Below are 12,066 nucleotides of genomic sequence, written 5' to 3'. Positions count from 1 at the left end.
ATGACCGATGGCCCGGCGCGCATAGCCTGCTTTGGCGACAGCCTGACCCAAGGGTATGGGCTGGCTCGCGACGAGGCCCTGCCCGCCTCCCTGGAGCGTCTGCTGCACGATGAGGGTATTGATGTCAGGTGCCTCAACTTCGGCATGTCTGGCGACACATTCGGAGACGGACTGGCCCGTATCGACGCAGTGCTGGCCGCTGAACCGGACGCGGTCATCCTCGAATTCGGAGCCAACGACTGCTTCGAAGAGGACCCCGTAGACATCATCCGGTCCAATGCCGAACTCGTCATCAAAACCCTGATCCAAGCAGGTCTGCCGATCCTGCTGGTGGGCATCACCGCCCTGCCGGAACTGGGCCTCGAATACAAAAGGCAATTCGACCCGCTTTTCAAAGAGCTGGCCGATCGATACTCCCTGCCCCTCTTCCCGGACATTCTGGCCTGCTATTTCGGCGACAACTCGCTGACCCTGCTGGACGGAATACATCCCAATGCCCAGGGCGTGATTGCCGTGGCGCAAAAACTGTTGCCCCAGGTCAGGGAACTGATTCTAACCGCGCAAACGAGGGATTGATGCGTTACAAATTGCAGATGATGGATACGGATTTCGGTGTGGGCATGTTCGCGGCCCTGCCGGACAGCAACCTGAGCTTCAACCAGATGATCGATCATCTCAGAAAGCAACCGTATGACGACTATATGCACGAATTCGTGCTCCAGGGCTTCAAGGATTTTCGTACCCGCAAATTGGAAAAACTCATCAAGGAAGTGATGCGGGATAACGGCGAATCCGATCCGGTTCTGACCGCCGTCATGTATGAGGCATGTCTCTGCCATCAACGCCAGACCCAACTCCTGCCCCTGTTTCAAGGTCTGAATCCGGCCGCCCTGCTGGAGTATACCCCGGCCATCCACATCCGTTCCAACCTGCTCGAAGACCAACCCAGACACGCACAATGGATCAGAATATTCAGGGAAAACATTTTCACCCTGGCCCCACTCCCCTCACCGGAAGCAGCACCGGAATCACTGTATACCGAATCCGAGCTTGTTTTCCCGACTCCGGTTACTGCGAAAGAGATTCGAAAAAAACTGGACGGGCAACTCCCACAGCCCAAGCCGCGCCGTCCGCTGAAAGAAACCATCGACTACGCCTTCGGCGTACTGGAAAAGGCCGATGCATTTCTCGGCCCGGTCATGGCCCACAAGGCCTCCCTGTCGCCCATTGCCAGCCTTCGTCACTGGATGGTCAAGACACGCTCGGTCAGCGGCAGGTTGTCCAACTCCCTTGAAGGCATCCAGACCAGCTATGGCCGCGGCCTGTCCCGCAACCAGGCGGACGCCTCCTGCTGTATGGAGATGGCGGAACGCTTTTCCTCTTATGCCGGTGCGGGAAAAGACGGTATCATCGGCTACAAGCAAAGATACCCGCTCACACACGCGGCATACGAAGATCTTGAAATCAATGCCCTCAATCCCCACGATATCCGGTTGGAAGTACCGTATGCCGGACAGAAACTCCATTGGCTGGAAGGTCACTGCCCCGATGGCAAAGGCGGCGTCAGCCCCATCCTGATCCCGGCCCAGTTCATTTTTCTGTTTTGCAATCTGGACGAGCAAAGCCTGTTCAGCGCCCTCGGTTCCACAGGTCTGGCCTCCGGAAATACCATGGCTGAAGCAAAGGTTTCCGCACTGACAGAAGTCATCGAACGGGACTCGGACGCCACCATGCTCTTTGATCCCAAACAATGCTTCCGCATCGAAACCCACGACCCGGAAATCGGCAAACTCCTGAATGACTACAAGAATGACGGCATAGATGTCTGGTTCATGGACATGACCACAGAGCTGGGCGTGCCCTGCTATAAGTCCGTGGTACTGGGCAAACACGGAGACGTGAACAAGGGCGGCGGTTGCGATCTGAACGGCAGGGCAGCCTTGGTCTCGGCCATGACGGAAACCGCCTATCCCTACCCCGGCCCCAAGAGCGGCCCGGCCCCGGAAGGACTGGAAACCCGCAGACTCGAAGACCTGCCCGACCACTCCACCGGCAGTGCTGACGGCGATCTCATGGTCCTGGAAAACACCCTCATGGCCAACGGCTACACACCGGCCTATGTTGACTTGACACGCAAGGACCTGAATATCCCGGTCACCCGAGCCGTCATTCCGGGCCTGGAATTGATCTCGGATTTCGATCCATACTCCCGAGTCAGCCCCCGGCTCTACCGAAACTACCTGGATTTGTTCAGGTAGCCAAAACCATTGACTCCCCGCCAATTTGCGGGATACTGAAACACACCTCAAGCCGGGATGGTGGAACTTGGTAGACACACCAGACTTAAAATCTGGAGATCATTGATGATCGTGCGGGTTCGATTCCCGCTCCCGGTACCATCGCCTAAAAAACCCGTCCTACCAACAAGGTGGGACGGGTTAAGTCTTCTTAACACAAGAAGCTAAATCTACAGAAGAATCCTGTAATCAATATTCAGGACACCGGCGAGCTTCTTGGCATTACTCTTGCCAATCGGACGCTTTCCATTCTCCATCTCGGAAATATGACGCCTCGGAATGCCGGACTCCTCAGACAACTGAACCTGGGTAATATCTTCACGATACCTAGCGCCAGCCAAAAGAGTACCAGGGGCGCGATCAGGGAAGACTTCCTTCGCATCGACATCATCATTCACCTGGCAACCAATCTGCTTCAGGAAATCTCTTGCCTGCTTAACCTTACTAGGGGGACAAGAAACGTAGAACAACGTGTCGTCAGTACGGGGCTTTCTCGTGCGTGCCTGCATATGTCACCTCCACCAATTTAATCTCGCCTTCGACCTCTCGCCAAACAGCGACATAGGTCGGATTACCTTTTTTCAAATGGCAATGATGGGTATACCTCGTCAACTTGCCATAATTGGGCCAATTCCCTCTTATTGGACCTCCATTTTCAATTTCGGTAACCAGTAATGTGAGTGTTTTTTGAACCCGTTGCGGTAATTGGCCAATTTGTTTAACTGTTTTTTTTGGAATGGCAACTTTCCAAGCCATTTCAGAACCTCGTCTAGTTCAAATGTACTAATCTTTGGTACACTGTCAATGAAAATTTTGCCCCAACTTCCTTCTCACCGAATATTTACTAGTCTAAATCAAAGACAAGAACAACTACCGCCAAAATGACGAAGTAGATTTAATCATTTAAAAATCTTCCCTGAACACCAAGTCACACACATTGTCACGTGGGCAACACTCAGCAACGCATGAATTATGAGATAATATCTGTAATAATTGGATAAGTTGTTTGACAATGAGACTTAAAATCCCTTGCCCTCCGGGGCGTACGAGTTCAAATCTCGTCCCAGGTACCATAAATTAAAGGACTGCCCAAATCCTGAAGGCAGTCCTTTTTCAGTTTGGTCCGGCGTCTCATCACGGCATGATGTCGGTTATAAGACTTGGATTCTTACAAAGAGATGAAGCGGAAACATTCCTTTCAGCTTAAGCCCCCCCTTTCAACGCGACGCATCAACATTCTGTAATATTTGATATTATTTTTAAAATACTGCAATTCAGTCCGTATTTTCCTTTACTATGGCCTCCCAACACCTTATTTGAGGAAGGCACGATAAACCTTTGATTCCGAAAAACAGGACATTCAGGAGTTCTTTTGGCCCACAATACCAAACTACATTCATTTTCAAATCGCTACCTGCTCAAACGCAGCATCGGCTACTTTGCCAAGTACAAGGTACGCGTTGTCCTGGCTGTCATTGCCATGCTTCTCTATGCTCCCATCCCCCCGGCTTTGGCTTGGCTTGGAAAATACGTTACCGATGATGTCCTGATAGCAAAAGACATCGACATGCTGAAATTCTGCATCTTGGGATTCGTTGCTCTCTATATCCTCAAATGCATCCTGATGCTCGGGCAGGTCTATGTGATGAACGCCACCGGCGTCCTGGTCCTCCGGGATCTGCGAAGTGACCTTTTCAAGAAAATCCTCCGCCTCCCCATGCCCTACTTCGCCGAGAGCGAAATCGGCATGCTCATGAGCAGGATCGTCTCCGACGTCACGGCCGTGCGTACCTGTCTGCCAAGCATAATCATGTTCATCCGACAGGTTTTTACCCTTGTTGCCCTGATAGGCACCACCATTTACCTTGATGCGTACCTGGCTTTCTGGAGCCTTTTGATCATGCCCATCGCCATCTATCCCTTTATCTATTTCGGGCAGAAGATCAGGAAATACGGCCGCAAGATGCAAGCCGAACTCTCGGGCGTCAACGTGGTCCTCGAAGAAAGCTTTTCAGGCATCAAGGTCATCAAGGCCTTTGCCAACGAACTCCTTGAAAACCTCAAATTCAACAAGGAAAACAACAGCCTGACTCAACTCCTCGTGCGCCAGATGCTTTATAATGAAGGCTCCTCGCGCGTCATGGACATCATTTCCGCCTTTGCCGGCGCAGCGGTCCTGTGGGTCGGCGGCATGCAGGTCATTGAAGGCGTCATGACTCCCGGAGACCTGATGGCATTCTCGCTCTGCGTGGTTCAACTCTACGAACCGATCAAGAAGCTCAACGCTGCCAACAATCAAATCCAGGGCGGCCTGGCCGGGGCCGAACGTGTCTTTGACATCCTCGACTCACCGAATATCCAGACTGAACAGAGCGGCAGCACCGCTTTTGATGGCAACCTGAAAGAATTATCCTTCAAGGACGTCCGCTTCACCTACCCCAATTGCACGACCCCTGCCGTAAACGGAGTCTCGCTGTCCATCAAGGCTGGACAGCGCGTGGCCGTTGTCGGCCCCAGCGGTTCCGGCAAGACAACTCTGGTCAACCTCCTCCCCCGCTTCTACCAGGCCCAGGAAGGCACCATCACCCTCAACGGCACCGCGCTTGAAGACTACACCCTGGACAGCCTGCGAATCCATCTAGGTCTGGTCTCGCAGGACACATTCCTGTTCAACGTCTCCATCACCGAAAATATCGCGTATGCCCAGGGTGAGTACAAAATGGATGCAGTGATTAAAGCTGCCGAAGGGGCTTACGCTCACGAGTTCATTGAGGCCATGCCCAACGGCTACAACACCCTGGTCGGCGAAGGCGGCGTGAAGATATCCGGCGGACAGAAGCAACGGTTGACCATTGCACGCGCCATCATGAAGAACCCGTCGCTCCTCATCCTCGATGAGGCCACCAGCGCCCTGGATACCGAGTCAGAACGGGTGGTCCAAAAGGCTCTCGACAACCTCATGCAGGGCCGTACTTCCATCGTCATCGCTCACAGGCTCTCGACCATTCTGTCCGCCGATGTTATCGTCGTCATGGAAAAAGGCCGCATAATCGCCACCGGCAAACATGAAGAACTGCTTGAGACCTGCCCGCTGTACGACAGGCTCTACCAGATGCAATTCGACAACCAGTGCTCTTCAGGAGACTAACCCCACACGGAACCATGAAACGCTTTCTCCTCTCGTACCTAGTCATTCTCTTTCTCGCCACCCCGGCCCTGGCCGATGTGGTCCTGACCGTGAGTACGGAGTATTACACCGTGGAGGGGACCGATATCAGCACGATCTATAACAATCTGAAGAATCAATCCCCTTTGAACAAGGGAACTGAGACCTACCAGGCCCACACAAGAACGCAGATTCAGACCAAATACAAAGTACAGCAGCGCGGTTCGCAATGCCAGATCAAGGATGCGATCATCTACCTGCACCTGACCTACCTTTATCCCAAACTGGCCCACAGCGTGGATTACAAGACACGCACCTGGTGGAAGAAATTCTACGGCCAATTGGAAGAACACGAACTCGTTCACGGCGAGATATCCACCAAGGCCGCCCATAAACTTGACGACACGCTCAAAGCTCTGGGTGCAGGCGACTGTATCAACTACAAGGGCATGATCAAAAACCGTATCAAAACCATCATGGATAAAATGAAGCAGGATCAGGTGGATTACGACAAACTCACGGAACACGGCCTCAAGCAGGAACGCAACCGGGGCAGATATCCCTGATCACGGTTCAAAACCCAAATAATAAAGGCGGCGAGATTAATCTCGCCGCCTTTATTATTTCATTAAGCAGCCAGGCTCTATTCCATGGGAGCCGGGTCTTTCATGTCCCATATACCGCAGGGACAGGAGTCGGCGCAAAACCCGCAGGCAATGCACTTTTCCGGGTCCACCACGCGCTCGAATCCGCCGTCAGGCAACTCATTACGAATGATGGCATTCTGCGGACACACGGTGTCGCAGATATAACAGTCACGGCAAGAGCCACAGCTTGAACACTCGGAACCGCAATGGTTCATGTCGCTGAATTCGATGACTCGGGGGTCAAAGTACTCCAGGGTCATGCGGGTATAATCGATCATCGAACGGGTGTCGCTCTGGGGACGTCGGTTGTTGAAGAGATCGTCAATGACCTCGGCAGCACGGCGACCATGACCGATGGCATGTGTCAGCAGGCCCGGACGGACAAGGTCACCGATGGCGAACACCTTGGAATCCGTGGTCTGGTAGTCGTCGTTGACCACCACATGTCCGCGGTCCAGGGCAATGTCATCCGGCAGGAAATCCACGTCAGGCTGATCGCCGATGGACATGATGACCGTATCGGCTTCAAGCAACTCGCCGCTTTGCAGCAGTACGCCTTCGTCCGTAATCTCCTTGGTGAAACAGGGCCACTTGAAACGCGCCCCGGCAGCCTCTGCTTCCTTGCGTTCCTTGCCGAAGGAGGCCGGTTCCTGGATATCGATGAGAGTGATGTCCTCGGCACCCACGGTTGCGGCCACCGTGGCCACATCACAGCCCACGTTTCCGGCGCCGATGATGACCACCCGCTTGCCTGCTGTCATCGTGCCCTTCTTCACTTCCTGAAGGAAAGTCAGGGCAGGGATGATGCGCTCATGACCCGGCACCGGGATCATGCGCGGTTTCTGCGCGCCTATCGCCAGGACCACGTAATCGTATTCCGACTTCAAGGCCTCGAATTCCTTGGTCTTGAGCTCCTGTTGCAGATGCACATGCGGCAACACCTTGGCAGCGCGCGCCACTTCCGCTTCAACCACTTCCTTGGGCACACGGCTGTAGGGAATGGCCGAGGCAATCTTGCCTCCCAATGTCTTGGCCATATCAAAAACGACGGCCTCATGGCCCTTCATGCGGATCTGCCACGCCACGGATATACCGGCGGGACCGCCACCGATGACAGCCACCCGCTTGCCCGACAATGCCGGCAACTTCGGCTCCTTGGACTTGTGCCCTTCACGACCGAGCTTGGTGATGTCCACTGCTGCCATGCCCTGCTGCGTGGATCGGGTACACCCTTCCATGCACAGATTGGGACAGAGATAACCGCAAACCGTAGCCGGGAACGGTGTGTACGCAAGGGCCAGATCAACGGCCTCGTCCACCAGTCCGTCGCGAACCAACTGCCACCGTTTCTGCACAGGCATACCCGTAGGGCAACTGGACTGACACGGAGCCATGTACTTGCGGTTTTCCCAGACGGGAACCCGACGACGCAGGTCACCGTGTACGATGAGCGGAATGGGCGAACGGTCCAGATCGGTCAAATCACCTATCATACCGCCACGGCCCAACTCCGAATCCCATACATTGACCCGAAAATCGGCCATGGAGCGACGAACCCTGCCCTTTTTCTCAAAAGGGGTCTTGGCCCGAATCAACTGCCATTCCTCGCGCTTGGTAAGCCGTTTAAGCAGCCGGGTTCGTTTAATTTTATTTAGGAATTCCGAGAGATTGTCCGTCAACCAGGTCCAGCTCTCGTCGTCAATGGGTTCCATCACGGCGTCTGACTGGGAATAGCCATCAATGGAACCGCGCACAAAGATCCGACCACCGACCATGCCCACACAGGGACGATAGCCAAGGACATTCTTGGGACTCTGGGCCTCGTGACCGCAAATCACTGCCGTACCACCGGCCATGAATTCGGCGAAGTAGTCTCCCACGGAACCGAGCACCCATAGTTCGGGAGCTTCAAAACGAGGGTTGGTCTTGGTCATGGTCATGCAACGGGAACCGGTGTTGCCCGCAACAAAGACCTTGCCCTGCGCCATGGCATTGCACGCGCCGTTGGACACGTTGCCATGGACGATGATTTCAGCACCGGCATTCAGCCAACCCACGTCATCAGACGCCGGACCGCACACCTCTATGGTGGTTCCGGGGAACCCCTTGGAACCTATGCGCTGCCCTGGCGACCCCGTGATTGACACAAAGATCGGCTCTTCCTTGGAAATCCAGAGCCTGCCGCCGATGCCGTGTTGGCCCATGGCGTCAACCTCAAACCTGCGTCCGCCCTGGCGAACTGCGGTTTGAATACGCTCTTCCAGGATGCGGGATTCTATCCGGACACCATTGTCATGCCCGTCTATACGCTGTATTTTCTTAGCCATTGTATACTCCGATATATCCTGAAACTTCGGTTAAATCACGTACTTGATGTCAAGGCGTTCGGCAGCGTCCTTGTCGCTGATGCCGAGTCCGTCGGACATCCCGATGGGAAGGGACGTGGAGCGTCCCAGCGGTGCGAACACCTTCCGCAGTTCCGTGTCGAAGCTCAGGTAGAAGTCCACCACGCGTTCAGCGACCTTTTCCGGGTCGAGGCGGCGATACACTCTTGGGTCCTGGGAAGTAATACCCTTGGGACAAACACCGATGTTACACACGTTGCAACGGTCCTTTTCGGAACCGAGACAACCTGCACCGGCCTGCATGACGTATTTGCCGATCTGTACGGTGGAAGCGCCGAGCATGATCAATGCCGCCGCATTGGCCGCCAGATTGCCGTTCTTGCCGATACCGCCGCCCGCGATGAGCGGAATTTCATTCTGAGCACCGGCAACGCAGAGCGCCTTGTAACAATCGCGCAGATTGGAAGCGATGGGATGACCCATGTGATTCATGGACACATTGTAGGCCGCGCCAGTGCCTCCGTCTTCGCCGTCAATGGCCAGACCGGCTGCATAGGGGTTGCGCACCAGGTTGTTGAGCACCGCCAAAGAGGTAGAGGATGCAGAGATCTTCGGATACACCGGCACACGGAATCCCCAGGCCATGGACATGGACTGAATCATCTTGGCAACGGATTCCTCAATGGAATACTGGGTCTGATGCGTGGGAGGGCTCGGCAGGCTCACACCTTTGGGCACACCCCGGATAGCGGCAATGAGCTTGTTGACCTTGTACCACATGAGCAGGCCGCCATCACCGGGCTTGGCACCCTGACCGTATTTGATCTCGATGGCACAGGGGTCTTCCTTCATCTCAGGGATGGCATGGATGATTTCGTCCCAGCCAAAATAACCGGACGCGATCTGGAGAATGACATACTTGAGGAAGCGGGAGCGCAACAGACGCGGCGGACAGCCGCCTTCACCCGTGCAAACGCGCACCGGCATGTTCATTTCCTCATTGAGATACGCCACGCCCATCTGAAGGCCCTCCCACATATTCGGGGAGAGAGCGCCGAAAGACATACCACCGATAACCAACGGATAAATTTCACGAACCGGCGGTTTCCAGCCGTTTTCGCGGAAACACTTGATTTCGGCTTCGGGTGAAAGCACACGACCGAGCAGGGTCCGCATCTCGAACTCGTGACGGCCGGCATCCAGAGCCGGGTCGGTGAGCATGGAAATACGGATGAATTTGATCTGATCGAGCAACGACTCGGAACTGTTCCTGCGCCCGCCGCGCGTCCGGGACTGGCCGCCACGGTTGTTCTGGAACTGGAGCGTGGTGGAGTCATACTGCCGTATCGGTTCAATGGCGTTGTTGGGGCAGACCATGTTGCACATGGAGCAGCCGATGCAGGCATAGGCCGGATCCGTGCGCTGACGGATGCCGTAATAGGTGGAGAATTCCGTGGTCGGCTTGGCCGACAATCCCATGGGGGCCTTGATATCCCTTTTGCGGAACACGCCGAGTTCAATGGCGTTGATCGGACAGACCGAGGTACACCGCCCGCACTTGGTGCAGGTGTTGATATCCCACTTGATCTGCCAGGGCAGGTCCTTGCGGCTTAACGTTGAAGGTGTAATGGGTCTTTCTGAGAGCATTGGGAAACCTCCAGGCAATCTGGGCTGACGATCGCCGTATCGAGATGCATGGGTTGAAAATCCTTGGTCCTGTCACGATCGGGGATAGCAGCGTTCAGTCCGCATATCTCGGACGAGAATCCATAGATACCGAGATCGGGATTACCCCCGACCACGCCGGGCCGCAGCTTCTTGCGATCCTGTACCATGAACATGGAACCGTCGGGCAGACAGCCGATAACACAGTTGGGACCGTCGATGATCAGCTTGCGACATGCCTTCTTCAAATTGGACAGCAATTCCCTATCCGGGTGATCGGCCATTTCGTCATCGCTCATGGGCGTGATCACATGCTTGTATGCACTGATGTCCAGGCCAAGCTTCTTGGTGGAATAATGAGCGATATGGGTAAAAACCTCTGAATCCGACTGATACCCCTGATACCCGGTGACCCCACGCGACATGAGATATTCCTTGATGGGCACGAAAGCGGTATTCTCGCCATTGGTCATGGTGGAAATACCCTCGATGAAAAAGGGATGACAGGCATAGAGATTGATCGCGTAGTTGGTGTTCTGCCGCCCCTGGGCCAGGATATGGCGGGCGTGCAACGGACTTCGATCGAGTTGGAGATATTCGCCTATGGCCAAAGGGTCGCCAACTTCCTTGATCATGATGGTGTCCGGCCAGAACGAAAAAACCATGATGTCGCCCTCAGCCTCGCCCATGGCCCGAAGGTCGAGACGCATCTGAACCAGGCCGGAATCGATCTGCTCCTGGGGCCTCCCCCTCCACTCATTCGGAATCTGATAGGAAATGGAGGCGTAAGTTCCCCGTTTGGGAGTTCCGACCGGCGGCTCGTTGTCCGGTTTGAACATAACAGAATACTTGGACCGGAATCCTTTCTTGGCCATATAGTCGAAAACCCTGGCAAGTCCTGGCTCTGTAAAGATACCGGACAGGATGGGATCTTCCTTCATTTCTTCCCACGGTCCGCCAAGACCGCTGAGAAACAACCCTACACCTGAACCATCATGCCCTTCCTTCATAACATTGAGGGCCTCGATGGCGCGCATGGGTGACACCGGGTCACGACTTGTGAGCGCAAACAAACGGCACATGGTATGATCACTCCACAGTTAAAAATCCCTGCCCGCGCAAACAAGACAGTATGGACGCGGACTGCCAACGAAAACATCAACTCTTTCAAAAGAATCAGTAAATCCACGGGAACAAGCAGCATGGGTAAAAAAGCCTGCGGATTGAGTGGGATCTCGATCTCTGCAGGCTCTCAAGCACAATATTTGACAATAATGCAATTTCCAATGAACTATCTGCTGCCGCCTTGTACATTTTCAGCTAAGCAACTCCCGAAAGGTCACCCTAGATCAAAAACACTAACGCTGCAACCACAACATATTAATAACTTTTAACAATTTTGTAAATCAATAATTATGGACACGACAAAAGGGTGCTAGCCCCCAAGAAAGACAGGATAAATCCTTTTTTCGATTCTTGGGGACAAAACCTAAATTTGACTAAAAGAAGACGTTTTCAGATGTGTTATTCAGAGAAAATGTCGGACTTGATGGCTTCTCTCGCCGCTGCGGCCAAAAAATCAGCCGGGGAAATGCCATATTGACGGCAATACTTCTCAATTCGGCCCAAAAGATGGGCATGCATGACCATTTCGAACTCTTCAAAGTCGCTCCCATCACCTTCAACAGAGATATTGATGGCTTTTATCTCCTTACCTTCAAGTTGAGCGAGCAATTCCTTCTTCTTTGAGGGCGGGGGAAGAGGTTCATTCGCCCCAACAAGAGATTCAACGAACATTGCAAGGGCTTCATGCGCGTGATCCACAGCTTCATCAAGATTATCGCCGAAGGTCGTGCATTCCGGGATATCTGGAAAAGTCACGGAATATCCGCGTTTCTCCTCTTCAATAAATGCTACATACTGCATCAACCACCTCCGCCTTTGTA

11 protein-coding genes and 1 tRNA gene are annotated in these 12,066 nt (G+C 53.9%); 6 read left to right on the top strand and 6 right to left on the bottom strand.

The window, feature by feature from the left end; translation table 11 throughout:
* The 3 genes from DWB63_RS06240 to DWB63_RS06230 all read left to right on the top strand — a co-directional run bounded on the left by DWB63_RS06240 (window position 1) and on the right by DWB63_RS06230 (window position 2,399).
* Complete coding sequence (locus DWB63_RS06240; RefSeq protein WP_128327959.1) at window positions 1-576, top strand: arylesterase; 576 nt, start codon at window positions 1-3, stop codon at window positions 574-576.
* Window positions 576-2,258: a YcaO-like family protein gene (locus DWB63_RS06235; RefSeq protein WP_128327958.1), complete on the top strand. Its 1,683-nt coding sequence runs from the start codon at window positions 576-578 to the stop codon at window positions 2,256-2,258. The genes DWB63_RS06240 and DWB63_RS06235 overlap by 1 nt, the downstream gene beginning before the upstream one ends.
* Before the next feature lie 51 nt (window positions 2,259-2,309).
* Window positions 2,310-2,399: transfer RNA gene (locus tag DWB63_RS06230), tRNA-Leu, on the top strand.
* A gap of 68 nt (window positions 2,400-2,467) precedes the next feature.
* Here the strand turns inward: DWB63_RS06230 and DWB63_RS06225 are convergent.
* Window positions 2,468-2,806, bottom strand: coding sequence for a helix-turn-helix transcriptional regulator (locus tag DWB63_RS06225; protein WP_128327957.1), 339 nt, complete (start codon window positions 2,804-2,806; stop codon window positions 2,468-2,470).
* Window positions 2,775-3,053 (bottom strand): cytotoxic translational repressor of toxin-antitoxin stability system, encoded by a 279-nt coding sequence (locus tag DWB63_RS06220; RefSeq protein ID WP_128327956.1) that lies wholly within the window; start codon window positions 3,051-3,053, stop codon window positions 2,775-2,777. The genes DWB63_RS06225 and DWB63_RS06220 overlap by 32 nt, the downstream gene beginning before the upstream one ends.
* Window positions 3,054-3,669: 616 nt before the next feature.
* Between DWB63_RS06220 and DWB63_RS06215 the strand changes: the two genes are divergently transcribed.
* Window positions 3,670-5,445 (top strand): ABC transporter ATP-binding protein, encoded by a 1,776-nt coding sequence (locus tag DWB63_RS06215; RefSeq protein ID WP_128327955.1) that lies wholly within the window; start codon window positions 3,670-3,672, stop codon window positions 5,443-5,445.
* A 14-nt stretch (window positions 5,446-5,459) separates the two neighbouring features.
* On the top strand, window positions 5,460-6,029 hold the full coding sequence (locus DWB63_RS06210) for a DUF922 domain-containing protein (RefSeq protein WP_128327954.1): 570 nt from the start codon (window positions 5,460-5,462) through the stop codon (window positions 6,027-6,029).
* A gap of 77 nt (window positions 6,030-6,106) precedes the next feature.
* On the opposite strand, the gene DWB63_RS06205 is transcribed toward DWB63_RS06210, so the two are convergent.
* From DWB63_RS06205 to DWB63_RS06195, 3 genes are read right to left on the bottom strand one after another with little or no spacing between them, the layout of a single operon-like run.
* Window positions 6,107-8,437 carry an FAD-dependent oxidoreductase gene (locus DWB63_RS06205; RefSeq protein ID WP_128327953.1) on the bottom strand — a complete coding sequence of 777 codons (2,331 nt, stop codon included), beginning with the start codon at window positions 8,435-8,437 and terminating at the stop codon, window positions 6,107-6,109.
* Between the two features lie 30 nt (window positions 8,438-8,467).
* Window positions 8,468-10,102, bottom strand: coding sequence for a glutamate synthase-related protein (locus tag DWB63_RS06200; RefSeq protein WP_128327952.1), 1,635 nt, complete (start codon window positions 10,100-10,102; stop codon window positions 8,468-8,470).
* Complete coding sequence (locus DWB63_RS06195; RefSeq protein ID WP_128327951.1) at window positions 10,066-11,202, bottom strand: glutamate synthase; 1,137 nt, start codon at window positions 11,200-11,202, stop codon at window positions 10,066-10,068. The genes DWB63_RS06200 and DWB63_RS06195 overlap by 37 nt, the downstream gene beginning before the upstream one ends.
* Window positions 11,203-11,322: 120 nt before the next feature.
* On the opposite strand from DWB63_RS06195, the gene DWB63_RS17225 reads away from it, so the two are divergent.
* Window positions 11,323-11,514 (top strand): hypothetical protein, encoded by a 192-nt coding sequence (locus tag DWB63_RS17225; RefSeq protein WP_164879794.1) that lies wholly within the window; start codon window positions 11,323-11,325, stop codon window positions 11,512-11,514.
* Window positions 11,515-11,644: 130 nt separating this feature from the next.
* On the opposite strand, the gene DWB63_RS06190 is transcribed toward DWB63_RS17225, so the two are convergent.
* A complete protein-coding gene (locus DWB63_RS06190) occupies window positions 11,645-12,046 on the bottom strand; it encodes a type II toxin-antitoxin system HicB family antitoxin (protein WP_128327950.1) in 402 nt (133 codons plus the stop codon).
* Window positions 12,047-12,066 lie beyond the last annotated feature (20 nt).

This window comes from Pseudodesulfovibrio sp. S3, from assembly GCF_004025585.1.
GTDB lineage: Bacteria > Desulfobacterota > Desulfovibrionia > Desulfovibrionales > Desulfovibrionaceae > Pseudodesulfovibrio.
Note: the sequence above shows the minus strand (reverse complement) of the source record. Positions and strands in the feature narration are given on the sequence as shown.

Bases quoted from the DNA above. Each gene is read 5' to 3' on its own strand.
- DWB63_RS06225 (WP_128327957.1), bottom strand. From the start codon at position 2,806: ATGCAGGCACGCACGAGAAAGCCCCGTACTGACGACACGTTGTTCTAC.
- DWB63_RS06190 (WP_128327950.1), bottom strand. From the start codon at position 12,046: ATGCAGTATGTAGCATTTATTGAAGAGGAGAAACGCGGATATTCCGTG.
- DWB63_RS06220 (WP_128327956.1), bottom strand. From the start codon at position 3,053: ATGGCTTGGAAAGTTGCCATTCCAAAAAAAACAGTTAAACAAATTGGC.
- DWB63_RS06195 (WP_128327951.1), bottom strand. From the start codon at position 11,202: ATGTGCCGTTTGTTTGCGCTCACAAGTCGTGACCCGGTGTCACCCATG.
- DWB63_RS06235 (WP_128327958.1), top strand. From the start codon at position 576: ATGCGTTACAAATTGCAGATGATGGATACGGATTTCGGTGTGGGCATG.
- DWB63_RS17225 (WP_164879794.1), top strand. From the start codon at position 11,323: ATGGGTAAAAAAGCCTGCGGATTGAGTGGGATCTCGATCTCTGCAGGC.
- DWB63_RS06200 (WP_128327952.1), bottom strand. From the start codon at position 10,102: ATGCTCTCAGAAAGACCCATTACACCTTCAACGTTAAGCCGCAAGGAC.
- DWB63_RS06210 (WP_128327954.1), top strand. From the start codon at position 5,460: ATGAAACGCTTTCTCCTCTCGTACCTAGTCATTCTCTTTCTCGCCACC.
- DWB63_RS06205 (WP_128327953.1), bottom strand. From the start codon at position 8,437: ATGGCTAAGAAAATACAGCGTATAGACGGGCATGACAATGGTGTCCGG.
- DWB63_RS06240 (WP_128327959.1), top strand. From the start codon at position 1: ATGACCGATGGCCCGGCGCGCATAGCCTGCTTTGGCGACAGCCTGACC.